General features: G+C 67.4%; 12 protein-coding genes. 7 read left to right on the forward strand and 5 right to left on the reverse strand.

Annotation, left to right across the window (positions count from 1 at the left end; genetic code table 11):
• The first annotated feature begins 292 nt into the window (after positions 1 to 292).
• The gene (locus tag GV790_RS07945; protein ID WP_163812092.1) at positions 293 to 1,489 is read left to right on the forward strand and encodes a cytochrome P450; all 1,197 of its coding nucleotides are present in this window, start codon (positions 293 to 295) and stop codon (positions 1,487 to 1,489) included.
• Here GV790_RS07945 and GV790_RS07950 read toward each other — a convergent pair whose 3' ends face one another.
• The 5 genes from GV790_RS07950 to GV790_RS07970 form a co-directional block, all read right to left on the reverse strand.
• Complete coding sequence (locus tag GV790_RS07950) at positions 1,490 to 2,959, reverse strand: MFS transporter (protein ID WP_309138987.1); 1,470 nt, start codon at positions 2,957 to 2,959, stop codon at positions 1,490 to 1,492.
• A gap of 250 nt (positions 2,960 to 3,209) precedes the next feature.
• Positions 3,210 to 4,688, reverse strand: coding sequence for an aldehyde dehydrogenase family protein (locus tag GV790_RS07955; RefSeq protein WP_163812094.1), 1,479 nt, complete (start codon positions 4,686 to 4,688; stop codon positions 3,210 to 3,212).
• Positions 4,689 to 4,718: 30 nt separating this feature from the next.
• Positions 4,719 to 5,735: an alcohol dehydrogenase catalytic domain-containing protein gene (locus tag GV790_RS07960; protein WP_163812096.1), complete on the reverse strand. Its 1,017-nt coding sequence runs from the start codon at positions 5,733 to 5,735 to the stop codon at positions 4,719 to 4,721.
• Between the two features lie 38 nt (positions 5,736 to 5,773).
• Entirely contained in the window at positions 5,774 to 7,720 is a 1,947-nt protein-coding gene (locus GV790_RS07965; RefSeq protein WP_163812099.1) for a hydantoinase B/oxoprolinase family protein, read from the reverse strand.
• A gap of 1 nt (position 7,721) precedes the next feature.
• Positions 7,722 to 9,764, reverse strand: coding sequence for a hydantoinase/oxoprolinase family protein (locus GV790_RS07970; protein ID WP_163812101.1), 2,043 nt, complete (start codon positions 9,762 to 9,764; stop codon positions 7,722 to 7,724).
• 451 nt (positions 9,765 to 10,215) lie between these two features.
• Here GV790_RS07970 and GV790_RS07975 point away from each other — a divergent pair, with 451 nt between their 5' ends.
• The 6 genes from GV790_RS07975 to GV790_RS08000 all read left to right on the forward strand — a co-directional run bounded on the left by GV790_RS07975 (position 10,216) and on the right by GV790_RS08000 (position 17,487).
• Positions 10,216 to 11,184 carry an AraC family transcriptional regulator gene (locus GV790_RS07975; RefSeq protein WP_163812103.1) on the forward strand — a complete coding sequence of 323 codons (969 nt, stop codon included), beginning with the start codon at positions 10,216 to 10,218 and terminating at the stop codon, positions 11,182 to 11,184.
• Positions 11,185 to 11,193: 9 nt separating this feature from the next.
• Entirely contained in the window at positions 11,194 to 12,282 is a 1,089-nt protein-coding gene (locus tag GV790_RS07980) for a LuxR C-terminal-related transcriptional regulator (RefSeq protein ID WP_163812105.1), read from the forward strand.
• Positions 12,283 to 12,412: 130 nt separating this feature from the next.
• Positions 12,413 to 14,479: a hydantoinase/oxoprolinase family protein gene (locus tag GV790_RS07985; protein ID WP_163812108.1), complete on the forward strand. Its 2,067-nt coding sequence runs from the start codon at positions 12,413 to 12,415 to the stop codon at positions 14,477 to 14,479.
• A 9-nt stretch (positions 14,480 to 14,488) separates the two neighbouring features.
• Positions 14,489 to 16,408, forward strand: a complete 1,920-nt coding sequence (locus GV790_RS07990; RefSeq protein ID WP_163812110.1) for a hydantoinase B/oxoprolinase family protein — start codon at positions 14,489 to 14,491, stop codon at positions 16,406 to 16,408.
• 16 nt (positions 16,409 to 16,424) lie between these two features.
• Positions 16,425 to 16,685, forward strand: coding sequence for a hypothetical protein (locus GV790_RS07995; protein ID WP_163812112.1), 261 nt, complete (start codon positions 16,425 to 16,427; stop codon positions 16,683 to 16,685).
• A 43-nt stretch (positions 16,686 to 16,728) separates the two neighbouring features.
• Complete coding sequence (locus GV790_RS08000) at positions 16,729 to 17,487, forward strand: SDR family oxidoreductase (protein ID WP_163812114.1); 759 nt, start codon at positions 16,729 to 16,731, stop codon at positions 17,485 to 17,487.
• Positions 17,488 to 17,526 lie beyond the last annotated feature (39 nt).

Below are 17,526 nucleotides of genomic sequence, written 5' to 3' on the forward strand. Positions count from 1 at the left end.
CAGATTCACCTGGGCGAGGCACTCGGTGACCGCCTGCCGATACCGCAGCAGATCCGAACCGGCGCTGCGACTTCCGGTCGGGCGACACTCCATGTTCGACAACCCTGCTCCTTGCCGAGATCCGCTCTTCGGACGTTCCCCAAAAGCTCCACGAAGTTGCGCATTACGCTTAATATTCAATGCGATATCGGGGCACACTCCCCACGACGACGTGAAGAATTGGAGCCGGCCCGTGCGCACGGAACACCCGCCCACGAGCACCGCACAGTGCCCGGTAGTCCACGGATCCCCGATGCCGGCGGACGAGCCACGGGTGCAGCTGTACGCACCGGAATTCGCCGCCGACCCGCACCGCGTCTATAGCGAGATGCGCAGCAAGCACCAATCCCTGGTGCCGGTGGCTCTCGCCCCCGGGGTTCCGGCCACTCTCGTCATCGCCTACGACACGGCGCTGCGCATACTCAATGATCCGGAGCACTTTCCGGCCGATCCGAGGGCATGGCAGCGCGACATCCCGGCGGACTGCCCGGTGTTGCCGATGATGCAGTGGCGCCCGACCGGAAGTCGCAGCGCCGGTTCGGATCTGCTGCGGTATCGGCAGGCGGTCACCGAGTGCCTCGCCCAGGTGAATCTGCATGCCATCGACGCGGCGGTCGAGCGCACCGCCTTCCCATTGATCAATGCCTTCTGCGTAAGCGGCAGCGCCGACCTGCTCAGCCAGTACGCCTTCCCGGTGGCGTTCGAGATGCTCAACATCCTGCTCGGCTGTCCACCGGAGATCGGCGAGCGGGTGGCGGCCGGCATGGCGGCCCTGTTCGACACCGTCGACGCCGCCGCGGGCAACGCGATGATCAGCGACGCCCTGTTCGAGCTGGTGCAACTGAAGCGCACCGAGCCCGGGAACGACATCACCTCACTGTTGCTGAAGCATCCGAGCCGTCTCGATGACGCGGAATTGGTCAACCAGTTGCTCACCCATTACGGGGCGGGGCTGGAATGCCAGCAGAACCTGATCGCCAACACCCTGCTGCTCATCATCGGTGACGATCGCTTCGGTGGCAGCGTCCTCGGCGGAAGCATTTCCACGCGGGAAGCCCTCGACGAGGTCTTGTACAACGATCCCCCGTTGGCGAACCTGCTCATCACCTATCCGCGACAGCCGGTCTTGATCGACAATGTCTGGCTGCCCGCTCATCAACCGGTCGTGATCAGCATGGCCGCGTGCAACAACGATCCCGCCATCCGCGCCGAGGACAACCGGGGCAACCGGGCGCATCTGGCCTGGGGCATCGGGCCGCATGCCTGCCCGGCTCAGACCCTGGGCACCCTGATCGCCCAGAACGCGATCGACCAGCTGCTCGACGCGATCCCCGAGCTGGACCTCGACCACACCGGCGGTGAACTCCGCTGGCGGCCCGGACCGTTCCACCGCTCGCTGACCGCACTGCCGGTGACGTTCACCCCCACGTCTCCCCTGCCATTGCCCTGATCACGGGGTCCTTCTCCGCACCGAGCGTGCACCCGGCCCGTCCGGATGGCCCACCTCCGACGGCTCGTCGGCAGAGAGCGGCCATCGACGCCGGGGACGCCTTCCGGTCAGGGCGGCGATCACAAGCATCCCCAGCACCAATGCGCACCCGATCGCGCTCGCCGCGAGCGCGACCCGGATACCCTCCGCCGTCGGTAAACCGCCCGGACCGAGGTGGGCGGCGAGGACCGCGCCGGAGGCGGCGCTGCCGAAAGATCCGCCGACGGTGCGGAGAACCTGGTTGAAACTCACCGCACTGCCGAGTTCGAGGTCGGCGACACTGCGTGCGATCAAGGCCGGCATCGCCGCGTATGTGGTGCCGATGCCCGCGCCGAATCCGAACATCCCGGCGACGATCTCCCACAGTTCGTCGTGGGCCGGCAACAGCAGCACACTCGACGCCGTCACGAGACCGGCACCGGGAAGCAGCAGCGCGCGCATCGAGATGTACGGCGAGACCGCACGCACGATGCGGTTGGCGCCGAAACTGCCCAGCGACAGCGGCAACATCACGAATCCGGCCCAGAACAGTGGCAGCGCGACACCGTATCCGGTCGATTCCGGGGCCTGCGCGATGAGGCTGACGATCGAGAGTCCGGCATACATCGCCGCGCCGAGTCCGATCGCTGTGCCGTGGGCGACCAGTACGTCGCTGTTGCGCAGCACCCGCAGGTTGACCAGTGCGTGCGGGGTACGCAATTCGACCCGACACCACGTGGCCAGTAATACGACCGCACATACCGTGACCGCGGCGGTCCAGAGGGAATCCCAGCCCCAGCGCGCGCCTTCGGCAGCCACGAGGAGAAGGCATGCCAGTCCGATGCCAAGCAACGCCGTGCCGGTGAAATCGAAGGCTGTGCGCGGGGCACGCTGGTCCGGGCCATCGGGCACGACACGCCACACCACCACGATGGTGGTCAGCAAGAACACGGCGGCGAACCAGAAGGCGATGCGGAACCCGAATACCGCGCCGAGGATGCCGGTGAGGGGGTATCCGAGGCCGAGCCCGCTCGTGACGGTGACCGACAGGGTCGAGATACTGGCCTTGACTTGGTCTTCGGCCAGGTAGCGGCGGCCGAGCGCGATCGTCACCGGGACGATTCCATAACTCAGCCCCTGCAACGCTCGCCCGACCAAGAAAACGGCAAAGCCGGGCGCCATCGCCGCGATGACGGATCCGACGAGGATCGTTGTCAGGGAAATGAGCAGCAAACGCTTCTTGTGCGGACCATCGCTCAGTCTGCCCATCACCGGTGTCGCTGTCGCACCGACCAGCAGATTGACGGTGAGCATCCACTGTGCGGTGCTCACATCCACCTGCATCTCATGCGAAATCGTCGGAACCAGCAGCATGCCGAGCGAGCTGACGACGGCCGAGGTCAGCGCGACATAGATGAGAGCGGCGTTCAATCGACCCGGCGGCCGCTTCACTCCGTGCGCCCGTCGGCTTTTCCCGGGTTCGTCCGGGCCATGAGGTACCCGGGGCTGACCGGGGACGGTGCCTCGGTCAGCACACCCGCGACTGTTCGATCCACCTCCATAAAAAATATTATGCAGGAGATGTCATAGTTGCCAGGCCAGGACGACGGTGATGCCGGACACTCCTCGCGCACCGCGCTTGTTACCCGTACGAGCATGAACAGGCTCCGTGCTAGAGCCGTGTCGAGGCGCGCCCGCCCATTCACCCCAGATTCATGTACACCGCCTTCGGGTACAAATAGCTCTCCACGTGCTCGCGGCCGCCCTTCCAGCCGTAGCCGCTCATCTTGGTACCGCCGAAGCCGACGGAGGGGTCGAGGATGCCATAGCAGTTGACCCAGACGGTGCCGGCGTTGATGCCGCGGGAGACCTTGTGCGCGGTACCGACATCCCTCGTCCAGACACCGCCGGCCAAACCGTAGGGGGTCGCGTTGGCCAGTCGGAGGGCCTCGTCGAGGTCGTCGAACGGGATCACCGTCGCCACCGGTCCGAAGATCTCTTCTTTGGCGATCGTCATGTCGTTGGTCGCGGAAGCGAAGACGGTGGGTTCGATGAAGTATCCGGAGCCCTTGTCGCCGCCCAGCCGGCGCCCGCCTGCCACCAATTCGGCTTCGCCGTTTCCGATGTCGATGTAGTTCAACACCCGGTCCAGCTGCCGCTGCGAGATCAGCGGCCCCAGTTGCGTATTCGGGTCGAGGCCGTCGCCCACTCGGATGGTCTTGGTGAATTCCGCCATCCGCGTAACGAATTCGTCATGGATCGGGCGCTGGACGAAGATGCGGGTACCGGCTACGCACACCTGGCCGCTGTTGGTGTACACCCCCATCGCGGCACCGGGAACGGCCAGATCCAGATCGGCGTCGGCGAACACGATATCCGGCGATTTACCGCCGAGCTCCAACTGCAACCGCTTCATGTTGCCGGCCGAGGCGCGCACGATGGTCTGTGCGGTGCCGACCGATCCGGTGAAGGCGATCCGGTCCACTCCGTGGTGTTCGGCCAGCGCCGCGCCAGCGTCTTTGCCGTAGCCGGTGACCACGTTGAGGACACCGTCGGGAACGCCGGCTTCGGTCAGCAACTCCGCCACCCGCAGCACCGACAGCGACGCGTCCTCGGCGGGCTTGAGTACCGCGGTGCAGCCGGTGGCCAGAGCCGGGCCGAAGATCCACCAGAGCCCGATCAGCGGACCGTTCCAGGGAATGATGCCGCCCACCACGCCAACGGGCTCGCGATAGCGCAGCGTCAGGAAGTCACCGGGCAGCGAGTTCGGCGGAGTCTCGGCCGCGCCCGCGTCGACCTGGGAGGCGAAGAATTGCAGCACCTGCGAGGTCCATTCGCGCAGATTGCGGGTACGGGCCAGCGGCGCGCCCATGTCGAGGGTTTCGATCGTGGCCAGTTCGTCGAAATTCTCCAGGACCAGGTCGTGTACGCGCAGGATGAGCGAGCGCCGCTGATGCGGTGTCCAGCGGCGCCATTCACCGTCGAAGGCGGCCCGTGCGGCCGCGACAGCGGCGTCCACATCCGCCGGGCCGCTCGCGGCGATGGTGCCGAGGGTTCCGCCGGTGGCGGGGTTGATCACGTCGATCGTCTCGCCCGACGCGGCCGGGACCCAGCGGCCGCCGATCAGATTGCGCTGGGCGTTGCCGACGAACGCGGGCACGGGAGGAGTTGTGGTTGTCATGATTGTCTCCGAATCAGCGGATGCGGCCGGTCAGTCGAAAAGAAAGACACCTTTGCCCGCGTCCTGTTTGTCGAACCAGCGGTATGCCTCGTCGGCCTGCTCGATGGTCCAGGTGTGCGAATACAACTCGTCGACGGGCAGGTTGTGGGCGAGGACGTAGTCGGCGCAGCGCGCCTGCTCGATCGATGACATGGTCCACGACGTCATGATGGTCCACTGCTTCTTGTAGACCGACTGCGTGGTGAACCGGACCTCACCGGGTAGACCAGTGAACACCGCCCGGCCGAAGGTGCCGAGCACGGCGAGCGCGTCGTCACCGGCCCGGCCCGAGGTCTCCAGCACCACGTCGGCCATTCGGCCGCCGGTATACCCCGCGACCACGTCGGCCAGGGCACGCTCCCGGGAATTCACCACGACATCGGCGCCGAAGCGGGTGCTGTGTGCCAGGCGCCGATCGTCGATGTCGACGGCGATCACCCTGGCCCCCATCGATGCCGCGAACATGGTCGCCGAAAGTCCTACCGGCCCTTGGCCGATCACCACGGTTGTGGTGTCGGAGACGCCGCCGAGGCGTTTGATCGCGCCCCATGCCGTGCCGGTGCCGCAGCCGATGGCGGCGCCGGCGGTGAACGACAGACCGTCGGGCAAGGGCAGCAGAGCGGCCACCGGCACCAGCGCGAAGGGCGCGTGCCCGCCGTGGACATGGACGGCCATGGTCTTGCCGGCTGCGGTCTCGCACATCTGCGGCCAGCCGGCCCGGCAGCGGCGACAGGTGCGGCAGCCGAAGTAGTGGTGAATCATCACCCGATCGCCCACCGCGGCCTGTGCCGGCTCGACGCCCGCGCCGACAGCGTGCACCTCCCCGCACGGTTCATGGCCCTGGATCACCGAATGATCGAAATCGAAAGCGCCATGGTAGAAGTGCAGATCCGAACCGCACATCCCGGAGGCGCGGATCTTCACCACCACCTCGCCGGGGCCCGGCTCTGGCTCGGGGAAATCCCGCAACGCCGTCGTCCCGTCTCCCGGGAACACGACTCCCTTCATCACTGTCTCCTCTGTGTCTTGCGCGTTGGTGCGGACGGTCAGGCCGACCGCTGTGCCCGGAGCCGGGCGGTCGCCGCGTGGTCGATGCGCACGCCCTCGGGGTCCAGGTGCGGATCGCCTTCCACGACCACCCCGTAATCGCGGGCGGCGCCGGCGATGCTCACGTACTCGTTGCGGACGTCGGCCAGCACGCGTTCGGGGTCGCGCTGGAACGGATCACCCCATCCGCCACCGCCGTTCGTGAGGCACCGCAGGATGGTGTTGGGCTCGGTCGCCCACACTTGCTCAGCGGCGAAGTAGTGGTACGTGCCCTCGGGATCGAGCGTCTTGGTCTCGGGGTCGAGGACACCCGCCACGGGAACGCTGCGGGCGTAGACCTCCGCGTCGGTGCCGAGCAGCTCCGGCTGCCCGCCGTCGGCATCGGGCGGGAACAACCACATGGCGCCGGTGGGTCCGGCCCGGCCACCGTTGGCGCCCACACCGGTGGCCTGCTTGGTGCGGAACGGCGACAGATAGTGCGCGCCCGCCGTGAGCCACAGCGCGTCTTTGAGGTTGGCAGCGCCACCGCGGAACAGGCCCGCGCCGCCGGTGTCGATGGCGTGTTCCTTGCGCAGCAGCACCACCGGCGAGTCACGTTCGATCGTCTCGGTCGCCGGATCGAGATTGTTGAGGGTGAACAGCACCGTGTAGCTGTCGCCGTCACCGGCCCGGGTGGCACCCCACGGACCGTGCTCGCCGCCGCACTGGGTGGCCGAGGTCCACGGTGTGCCGTCGGGCCGCAGACCGGAGGCGTTATGGGTATTGGTTGAGCCGTAGTCGCCGCCGACTCCCTGGGCGCCGAGTACGGGATTGAGCGCGGCGAAGATGGCCGACGCGACCGCGCCGGAGGCCTCCCAGAACATCATGATGCCACCGTCGGGCGGCAGCGAGGAGACGATCGTCCCCGGTGGCACGGCCATGTCGATGTTGCGCCAGGTACCGGAGGTGAACGGCACCGTCGGATCGAGCAGCATCGTCAGGGCCACGCCTACCGCGGTTTTGGCGTCGAGAACACCACAGTTGATGCAGGTCCGCGCCTGTGGCGAGGTGCCGGACAGGTCGATCTCCATATGCTCGCCGCGTTTGCGCACAAGGACCCGCACGGTGTAATCGACGGTGTCGTCGAGGCCGTCGGCGTCGATGAGGGCCGAGCCGGGGTAATCGCCGTCGGGAACCGACGCGATCGCATCGCGCATTCGCTCGGCGGAGGTATCGCAGGCGTAGTCCAGCGTGCCCAGATAGGCCGCGAGCCCGTAGCGATCGATGTTCTCCAGCACCAGCCGCTCCCCCAGCTTCAACTGCTGGAAGATGCTCTTGAAGTCCGGCAGCAGCATGCCGCCCCAACGGGTGTTGCCGAAGATCAGGCTGAAGGTAGATCGCACCGGCTCGTCCTGCGACCACAGCAGCATGGGCGGGATCACCAGGCCGTTCTCGTAGACGTTGCTCTTGGTCGCCGAGAAACCGCCGGGCACAGTGCCGCCCATATCGAGCTGATGGGCACACATGGTGACGAAGGAGACGATCTCGCCGTCCACGAACACCGGCCGGGTGAACGCCACATCGTTGACGTGCCTTCCGCCGCGATAGGGATCGTTGCAGATCAGCACATCACCTGGACGCAGGTTGTGCGGCCCGTATTCCTCCACGGCGTTTCGCACGGCGTCGCCCATGGTGCCGAGGAACACCACCAGGCTGTTGCTGACCACGGCCATGGGGTAGCCCTTGCCGGGCGGACCGCTGATGGTGCAGGCGAAGTCGTACCAGTCACGGATGATGGGCGAGAACGCCTCACGCATGAATCCCGCCGACATGTGCTCGACCGCGTACCGCAGCCGATTGGTGAGCACTGTCGCACTGAAGCGGTCACCGCCGTAGCGCTCGCGGAACTGGGCGTCGGTGAGGTCCCTGAGCCGCGGAGCGGCGGGGGTGGTGGTGGGACTGGACATGTCACTTCCTCCGGATCACGAGTTCGCCGTACGCGCCGACCGTGGCCTGCTGCCCCGCGCCGACGTGGGTGGTCGACAGTTCTTCTTCGATCACCGCGGGACCGTCCAGCACGTCACCGGCCCGCAGACTCGAGCGGTCGTAGACGTGGGCCTGCTGGGCTCCGACCCCGTCGGCGTCCAGGTCGCCCAGGTACCGCAGGGTCACGGAGCGGACCGGTGTCAGTGGTCCGTCCGCCGCGGTTCGTTCGGCGAGTTCGGCGTATGTCACTTTGGGGGTGTCGAGCACCGCGCGGACCCGGAACGTGACCCCCTCGACGGGCATGATCTCGAACCGGTTGCCCGAACGTGCCTCGTAGGTGTCGTGGAAGGCCGACACCATGGTGGCCACCGCTGCCTCGTCGATCGTGCCGCTGGGGACCGGCACGAACGGGGTTTCCCAGCTCTGCCCGGCCAGGTGCGCGTCCATGCTGCGCAGCATCCGCACCGATCCGCCGCCGGTCCGTGCGCGCAGTTGCTCCTCCATGTCGGTGAACATCGCGTCGATGGCGGGCGCGGCCTCGCCGGTCAGCATGAGATACGCGCTGCGATCGACCGTGAACACCTGATCGGTGGACAGTAGGCCGACCGCCGAGAACAGACCGGGATTCGGCGGCACGATCACCTGTTTGCACTGGACCGTGTCGAGCACCGCGGGCAGCAGCATCGGACCGGCGGCACCGAAGGCGACCAGACTGTAATCGCGAGGGTCGACACCGTTCTTGATGGCGACGTTGAACACGCCCTCGGCCATATTGTTGACCGCCATCTCGTAGGCGTAGCGGACCCGATGGGCCAGATCCAGCTCGGTGTCGAGGGATTCGAAGGCGCGGCGTGCGGCGCCGGCGTCGAGTTGCAGTTCGCCGCCGGCGAACTCGTCGGCGTCGAGGATCCCGATCAGCAGGCAGGTGTCGGTCGTCGTCGGTTGGGTGCCGCCGCGGCCGTAACACGCCGGGCCCGGCTGCGCCCGCGCACTGTCGGGTCCCACCCGGATCTCGCCGGCCGCGCCGATCGAGACGATGCTGCCGCCGCCCGCGCCGATGCTGGAAATATCGTTGGCGAGGGCATTGACCACGAGATCGTGCTCGAGCTCGAAGGTGGTGTTGACGAAGGGCTCGCCACCGCTCACCACGCTGATGTCACAGGACGTGCCGCCCACATCGGCGCACAGCAGATCCTTCTCCCCGATCAGCGCGCCGAAATGCGCGCAGGCGACGGTACCGGCGGCCGGCCCGGAGAACACGATGCGAAACGGCTGCTGCATCGCCTGCGCCGACGGGACCAGTGTCGCCGCACAGTCGGCGAAGTTGAGTTGCCCGGCGAAACCGAGCTCGCCCAACCCCTTCTCCAAACCCGCGGTGTAGTCGGAGTAGATGATCTTCATCATGGTGTCGATGACGGTCGTCGAGGCGCGGGCGTACTCCTTGGCCAGCGGCGACACTTCGCTCGAGATCGAGCACGGCACATCGCCGAGGACTTCGCGCACCAGTTCCCGCAGCCGCAGCTCGTGTGCTGGTTGGACATAGGCGTTGATCAGGCAGATCGCGACGCCGGCGACCTCGCACCGGCGCAGCACCTCGAGTTCGGTGCGGGCCTGGTCCTCGTCGAGCGCGAACAGGACCGCACCGTCCGCGGTGATCCGCTCATGGATGCCGCGCCGCAGGTAGCGCTGCACCAGCGGCCGGGACGCGTCACCGAAACTGCGCCGCCAGTGCGGGTCGAGGATGGCCTCGGCAGGGCGCCAGACCCGGCCCATATCGAGAATGTCGCGATGGCCCTCGGTGGTGAGGAAGCCGATCTTCGGCAATTGCCGGGTGATGACGGCGTTGAGGCCGTGTGTACTGGCGTGGTTGAACACCGGCGCGTCCGCGACGCCGAGCAGCTCGGCGCCACGCAGCACCGGGCCTGCCACTTCGGTGTAGTCGGTGGAGATCTTGGCGGTGTGGATCCGGCCGTCGCGCCAGGCGACGACGTCGGTGAAGGTACCACCCACATCGACTGCGATCATGGTGTCTCCTCAGTGATTCGGGCTCAGACGAGATCGGCGAGCAGCTGGATGGGACCGAGCCGGTGCCAGGGCTCCCGGGACACCGAGTGCAGGCAGTTCTGGCATTTGACGACCTGCACCCACCCCTGTTCGGCGACTACGGGGTACGCCCGGAGGGCGGCAGCGCCGCACTGTGGGCAGTTCCCGTCTCGTGGTTCCCGAGCCACCTCGGGTGGCGACGATGCGTCGGGCATCACTGGTCCTCCTACGGCGATGGAATGTCCGGCCGAGTGCCGTGGCGACGACGCTAGAAGCGAGAGATCCGGGTCACAATCCGTCTGGCGAAGGCCCGATATCCCCGGAGCGAACCCGGGGCGGTTACTCGCACACGGAATGTATATTATATTCAGCATGTGACACCCATCACGCTCGAGAGGAGGGTGCACCGTTGTTGCCAGCGCCGGCGGCGTACGTGAGCGCCTTTCACACGGAGGATCCCGCTGCCGCACACGACCACGTGGCTGCCACCTTCGCCCACCACGACCTCGTCCTCGACGAGCGTCTCGGCATCGACTTCACTCTGGAAACGGCGCGGTCGGACAGCCTGACCGTCGGACGGATGTCCTACGGCACCACTGCGCGGATCGAGGGCCCACCGATGCAGAAGTGCTATCACGTGAACCTCTCGGTCGCCGGACACAGCAAGGTGGCCCAGCGCGGAACCTGCCGATCGTTCGAGGCGGGACAGGCCGGGGTGGCGTTCGTCCCCGACGCCCCGGTGTCCATCCGCTGGAGTGCCGAGGCCGCGCACTATCACATCAATCTGCGCCGCGAGGTCTTCGAACGTCACGCAGCACGGTTGGCCGGCCACCGGGATCCCCAGCCGATCAGGTTCGATCTCACCTTTCCCATCGACACCCCTGCCGGGCGTGCGCTGCTGGCCTCCACTCGGTTCGTGTATGCGGAACTGGCCAGGGAAGGCGGCATCGCCACGATGCCGCTGGCCTGCCGCGAGCTCGAGACGACACTGATGACGCAGCTACTGCTGACCGCCCCCAGCCAGCTGACACCGGCCCTGACCGGATCCGCGCCGAGCGTCGGCTCCGCGCGCATCCGCGACGCGATCGCCTATATCCACGCCCATCCGGATGCGGACATCTCGACCGCGGAGCTCGCTGCCCGCGCCGGAGTCAGCGCACGGGCGTTGCAGCTGGGATTCCGCGACGCGGTCGGCATGTCACCCAGCGCGTATGTCCGCTCGGTGCGCCTCGACCGGGTACGTGACGAATTGTCTTCCGGCCGAATATCTTCGGTGAGCGACGCGGCCATGCGGTGGGGTTTCTTCCACCTCGGCCGCTTCGCACAGCAGTACCGGGAGCGATTCGGTGAACTGCCGTCGGAGACCGCGTGCGGCACCGGCCGAGATGGTGGAGCGCACTAGGAGGCGGCAATGTCCAGTCCATCGTTACGCACCGATGTGACCGAGTTGAAGGCCACCATCGCCGAGATCGCCGAGCACGCCCATGCCGTGCTCGACCGCGATCCGGCCGACGAGCGGATGGCCGTCGGGGACCTGAATGAACTCTGGGAGGCGGTGACCGCACAGGCGCTGCGCGAGGCGGATTCGGGCGGCACCTCCCCCGGGCGGCTGGCGGATCTGATCGAGCTGCTCGATCGAATCCGCGCGGCCGAAGCGATGCAGACGCGCATCCGGCAACAGAACCGGACCCGCCGGCTGAGCAAGGTGCACGCCGCGCTCACCGAAGTGAGTAGCGCGACCACGGTGGACTCGTTGCTCACCGGGGTCCCGGAGGCCGTGTGCAGGCTCGGTTTCGACCGTGCCCTGGTATCCACCGTCGACGGCGTCTGGCGGCTGCACACGATGTTCGTCGTCCGCGATCCGCGGTGGGCGGCCGACATCGTGGCGGTCGGCCGCGAGAACCCTCCGATCCTCGACCACGGCATCGTCGAAAATGACACGGTCGTCGATGCGCGGGCCGTGCTCGTGCACGAGGTGCAGGACAATCCGCGAGTCAATCGGCCGCTGGCGGAGATCACCAAGTCCTCCTCCTACGGGATCGCACCACTGATCGTCGACGGCGAGGTGGTCGGCTTGGTCCATGGGGACTGCTACCACCAGCAGCGGGTACTCGACGAGGTCGATCAGCTGGTGTTGTCGTCCTTCGCCCAGGGGTTGAGCCAGCATCTGGCGCGGGTGTCCGTCCTGGAAGAGGTGTCGGCGATCCGGGCGCAGCTCGACGGGCTCGGGCGATGGCGTTCCCCCGCGCCCGCTGTCGCCGAGTCCGTCGCGGTGAGCCGCGACGACGATTCGGTACTCACCCGCCGTGAGGTGCAGATCGTGCGGCTGCTCGCTGCAGGCGATTCCAACGCGAAGATCGCTCGCCGGCTGACCATTTCCGAAGGCACCGTCAAGACCCACATCACCCGCGTGCTTCGCAAGCTGGGTGCCGCCAACCGGGCCGAGGCCGTCTCGATCTGGCTGCGGAACTCGGGCTCCACCGGCCCGCTCCCGGTCTGAATCGGGTCGACCGGCCGAAGGTCGTACAAAAGTCTTACCCACGCCAGATGTCGCAACGCCTGACGCACGGAAAAGTGATCTGCGACATAGAGCGGCCCATCGGCCGCGGTAGACGGCACGGAGGCGTGGAATGACGCACAGCGAGCAGATAGCCGAGTGGATCGTCGGCATCGATGTCGGTGGCACGTTCACCGACATCATCGGTCTGAATCAGAGCACCGGAGAGATACGCGACGGCAAAGTTCTGTCCACTCCGGAGCAGGAGGTCGGTGTCCTCCGGTCCCTGGCGGCGATCGATGTCGCGGTGCCCGACGTCGCCGAAATCGTGCACGGACATACCGTGGGCATCAACGCGCTGCTGAGCCGGACGGGCGCGCCTACCGGTCTGATCGCGACCGGCGGTCACCGCGACCTGCTCGACATCGGACGCATGCATCGCGAGTTCGGCGACCGCTTCTACGATCCCACCTGGTTGCGCCCGCACCAGCAACGCCCGATCGTCCGGCGAGAGTCGCGTTTCGGGGTTCCGGGTCGATTGCGTTACGACGGCACCGAACTACTCCCGCTCGACGAGGACGCCGTGCGCCGGGCCGCGCGCGAGCTCGGAAAGCAGGGCGCGCGTTCGGTGGCGGTGTGCCTGATGAACTCCTACGTCGACACCGCGCACGAACGACGAGCCGCCGAGATCGTCGCCGAGGAACTGCCCGGTGCATACATCCAGACCTCGGCGTTGTATCCGGTCACCCGCGAGCACGAGCGCACCACAACGGTTGCCCTGGACGCCTATGTCGGCCCCGCCGTCGTCGGCTATCTCGAGCGCCTGATGGCCCGGCTGTCCGAGCAGAACTACCGGGGCACCCTGTGGATCATGATGATGAACGGCGGGGTGGCCACCCTCGCCGACGCCGGCCGCGCACCGGTGTTCCAGCTCGTCTCCGGCCCGGTCGGCGGGGTGAGCGGCAGCGTGAAGCTGGCCAACGACAGCGGCGCGCCGAACCTGCTCACCATCGACGTCGGTGGCACCAGCACCGATGTGGCCGCCATCCGCGGCGGCAAGACTCCGCTGACCGACACCTGGACCCTCGAAACCGGGCTGACGTTGACCATGCCGTTGGTCGATGTCGAAAGCATCGGTTCCGGCGCGGGCAGCTTGATCCGGCCCAGTGCGCTCGGCACCATCGCCGTCGGCCCGGCCTCGGCCGGCTCGAATCCGGGCCCGGTCTGCTACCAGCGCGGCGGTGTCGAGCCCACCCTGACCGATGCGTGTGCGGCTCTTGGCATCCTGCAACCCGATCTGTTCGCCAACGGTGCGATCCGGCTCGATGTGGACGCCGCGGTCGAGGCGCTGCGCACCACAGGCAAGCAGTGGGGCATGTCCGCGACCGAACTAGCCGGCGCCGCTTACGAAATCGCGTGCCAGGACATCGCGGCGAAGGTCCGCAGCATCTCGGTCTACCGTGGCCTCGACGTCGGCGAGTTCGCCCTGCAGCCATCCGGTTCGGCCGGGCCGATGCTCGCCGACCGTGTCGCACAGATCCTCGGCGTCGGCACCGTCATCGTGCCACGCAGCCCCGGCCAGTTCTCCGCGCTTGGTCTACTGCGCAGCGACCTCATGGTGACGCGCGCGCAGTCCATCATGACCCCGCTGGTCCCCGACCGCGCCGACACGATCGAGGCCGCGTTCACCGCCTTGCAGGACGCCATCACCACCGATCTGAGCGCCCAGGGTGTCGACGTATCACGTTTGCGATTCGACCGCGCGCTGTTCGCCATGTACCGGGGACAGACCTGGGACAACCGGTTGGCGATCGCGGCAGGTCCGATCACCGCCGAACGGGTCGGCGAACTCGTCCCGCAGTTCCACGAGTTCTACCGGGATTCCTACGGTTTCGCGGCCCCCGAGATCCCCGTCGTCGTGTCCACGGTCGAGGTGACCGCGGTGATCCCACGCGAGATGAGCGCCGCGGACCGCACCCCGGAGCAGGGCGAGGCACTGCTGCGAACCGCGCAGCTGACGTTGCCCGGCACCACCGAGCCCGTCGAGGTGCCGATCCACATCCGCGAACGACTCGTGCCGCACCAGCCCGTACCGGGGCCCGCCCTGATCGCCGAGAAGTTCGCTACCACCCTGGTCCTGCCCGGCCGGGCGGCCCGGGTGGACGACGACCTGAATCTCATCATCGAGCCGCAGGCCTGAGGAGCAACCATGACCATGACCACCGAAACCCCTGGCCCCGCGGTCGACGTCGAACTCGACATCCTGCGCTACGGCCTCATCGAAGTCGCCCGCGACATGCTGGATTCGCTGATGCGCAGCGCCTTCTCGCCGGTCTGCCGCGACATCCTGGACTGCACCAGCGCCATCCATATGCGCACCGACGACGGCTGGGAGACAGTGGCGCTGTGGGAAGGCTGCATGCAGCACGCCTTCACCGCACCACACATCGCCAACTTCGTGATGGACGATTGGGACATCGACACGATGCAGCCCGGCGACGTCATCTTCGTCAACGACCCGTGGCGCGGCACCATCCACCAATCCGATGTGAACCTGCTGCGCCCGGTGTTCGTGAACGGCCGGGTGGAGTTCCTGCTGCATTCCACCTCGCATCTGGTAGACCTCGGCGGCGCGATCCCCGGCGGCTTCTCCAATGGCACCCAGACGCACTTCGAGGAACAGCTCAAACTGCCACCGACGTTGTTGTACGCCAACGACGTTCCGGTGCGGCCGACCTTCAACTTTCTCCTCGAGAACAACCGAGTGCCACAGCTCGTTCTCGGCGATCTGCGCGCACTGCACGGCTGCCTGGTCGTCGGTGAACGGCAGTTGCAGGAACTCATCGGCCGCAGTGGCTTGGACAAGGTCCGGGCCGCGGGCCGCTATGCGATCGACTCCACCGAGGCGAGCATGCGCCGCGGGATCGCCGCCATACCCGACGGCGATTACACCGCCGAGGACTTCCTCGACGAGGACGGCGTCAGCGACGAGGCGATCCCGGTGCACGTCACGGTGAAGGTCCGCGGCGATTCCATGGAGATCGATTTCTCCGGCTCCGGCCGGCAGCCGCTCGGCAACTGCGGCACCGCCTGGTGCGAGGCCACCCGCTGCATCGAAGCGGTCAAGCTGATGGTCGACCCGTCGACACCGGTCAACAGCGGCACCCTGCGACCGGTCGAGACGATCCTGCCGCCGGGCAGCGTGGTGCAGGTACTGCCGCCATCGAGCTGCTCCAACCACGCCGATATCGGCGCTCGCGGGATCAATGTGGTCACCCAGGCGCTGAGCCAGGCCACCGATGAGGCGTTCGCCAGCGATACCGGCACCGCGGTCGTCGTCAGTCTCGGCGGCATCGACACCCGGCCGGGGCACGAGGGCACGCCCTGGGGCGCGTTCGCGCTGGCCGGCGGCGGTTGGGGCGGGACCTGGAAGGAAGACGGCGTCTCCTTCTGCGTGATCCCGATCGGCAACTGCCGCACCTCCGTACAGGAACATCTCGAGATCGAGAGCCCACTGGTCGTCGTCCAGCACGAGATGGTCATCGACACCGCGGGCGCAGGCCAGTATCGCGGCGGCGCCGGCTCGGTGTATTCGATCTACGCCGAGTCCGACACGATGGTCACCGTCACGGCCGACCGGGTCCGCGTCGGCGCCCCCGGCGCCAATGGCGGCGGCGCCGGGGCTCCCGCATTCGGTTGGTACATCGAGAACTTCGACCTCGCCCGGCACGGCGACCCCCTGGACCTGCGTGGCATCGAACCGCTGTTCGGCATGTTCGACGCCGACGGGCGGCCCGATCCCAACAACGGCGAGTTCGGGCTGGGCGCGCGCTATCAGACCGGCAAGTTCTCCGGCCTGGTCTTGAAGGCCGGCGACGCGCTGCGGTTCGTCATCGGTGGCGGCGGCGGTTGGGGTGATCCACTCGAACGCGCCGTCGACCGGGTCGCGGCGGATGTGCGGGCCGGGCTGGTGAGTGTCGAATTCGCCGCCGCCGGCTACGGAGTAGTGATCGCCGACGGCGTGGTCGACGAATCGGCCACGGTGGCACAGCGGGCCCGGCTCGCCGCCGAACGCGCGGCCGGGCGCTGGCAGGTACCGGTCGCCACTCCCCTCACCTGGACTCTCTGAAGAAAGCGATAGTGTCATGGCAGTCGATCGACTCCTGTTCCCCCGTCCCAGTACCGACCGCGTGTATGTCGAGCGCGTGCCGGTCGAGGGCACCTGCCCGGCGTGCGGGGCGGCCGGGCTCGCCCGCTACCCGGTGGCCAACTTCCTCGGCCCACGCATGGTCGTGAAGTGTCAGCAGTGCTTCCATCACGTCTCGGTGACACGTCCGGAGCCCGAAGACCACTGGCCGGCATGGCGCTCCCCGGCCAGAGACTGGCCCGCCTCCCGCGTCGGATGATCCCGCCCCTGCCCACCAATCGTTTCGACAGACAGGTCACATCATGTTGCTCGACGGGAAAATTGTCCTCATCACCGGCGCCGCGGGCGGAATCGGCACGGCCACCGCACTGCTCGCCGCAGCGGAAGGTGCGCGCCTCGCGCTGACCGATGTCTCCGAAGACGGGGTGGAAGCCACCGCCGACCAAGTACGGGCAGCCGGCGGCACGGCCATGACGCTGCCCGCGGACCTCACCGATGGTGGCGCCGTGAACGCGATGGTGGCCGCGGTGGTCGCCGAGTACGGCCGCCTCGACGGTGCGTTCAACAACGCCGGCGTCAGCGGTGGGCAGATCGGGCAGGGCGGGCGCCGCGTGGCCGAGTGGGACGAAGAAGCCTTCGACCGCGCGATCGCTGTGAACCTCAAGGGTGTCTGGCTGTGCCTGCGGGCGCAACTGCCGCAGATGCTGGCGCAGGGCAGCGGTGCGATCGTCAATACCGCATCCCTGGCCGGGCTCTCCGGCTTCAAGACCACTGCCGGGTATTCGGCGGCCAAGCACGGCGTGGTCGGGCTGACCAAGACCGCGGCGATCGAGTACGCCCCGACCGTGCGGATCAACGCCGTATGCCCCGGCTACACCGACACCGACCTGATGAAGGACGCCAAACGCCGCAGCGGCGACACCATCATGGCGCGCATCCCGACGGCCCGGCTCGCGCAGCCACAGGAGATCGCCGAGATGGCGGTGTGGCTGCTGTCCGATCGTGCCTCCTATGCCACCGGCGGCGAATTCGTCGTCGACGGCGGCTATCTGGCCGGGTGAACCACCTCGTATCGAATTACTTTCCAAGACAAAGGATTT

Source organism: Nocardia cyriacigeorgica, from assembly GCF_010858045.1.
Taxonomy (GTDB): Bacteria; Actinomycetota; Actinomycetes; order Mycobacteriales; family Mycobacteriaceae; genus Nocardia; species Nocardia cyriacigeorgica_E.

Bases quoted from the DNA above. Each gene is read 5' to 3' on its own strand.
- GV790_RS07945 (WP_163812092.1), top strand. From the start codon at position 293: ATGCCGGCGGACGAGCCACGGGTGCAGCTGTACGCACCGGAATTCGCC.
- GV790_RS07955 (WP_163812094.1), bottom strand. From the start codon at position 4,688: ATGACAACCACAACTCCTCCCGTGCCCGCGTTCGTCGGCAACGCCCAG.
- GV790_RS07995 (WP_163812112.1), top strand. From the start codon at position 16,425: ATGGCAGTCGATCGACTCCTGTTCCCCCGTCCCAGTACCGACCGCGTG.
- GV790_RS08000 (WP_163812114.1), top strand. From the start codon at position 16,729: ATGTTGCTCGACGGGAAAATTGTCCTCATCACCGGCGCCGCGGGCGGA.
- GV790_RS07985 (WP_163812108.1), top strand. From the start codon at position 12,413: ATGACGCACAGCGAGCAGATAGCCGAGTGGATCGTCGGCATCGATGTC.
- GV790_RS07970 (WP_163812101.1), bottom strand. From the start codon at position 9,764: ATGATCGCAGTCGATGTGGGTGGTACCTTCACCGACGTCGTCGCCTGG.
- GV790_RS07990 (WP_163812110.1), top strand. From the start codon at position 14,489: ATGACCATGACCACCGAAACCCCTGGCCCCGCGGTCGACGTCGAACTC.
- GV790_RS07980 (WP_163812105.1), top strand. From the start codon at position 11,194: ATGTCCAGTCCATCGTTACGCACCGATGTGACCGAGTTGAAGGCCACC.
- GV790_RS07965 (WP_163812099.1), bottom strand. From the start codon at position 7,720: ATGTCCAGTCCCACCACCACCCCCGCCGCTCCGCGGCTCAGGGACCTC.
- GV790_RS07960 (WP_163812096.1), bottom strand. From the start codon at position 5,735: ATGAAGGGAGTCGTGTTCCCGGGAGACGGGACGACGGCGTTGCGGGAT.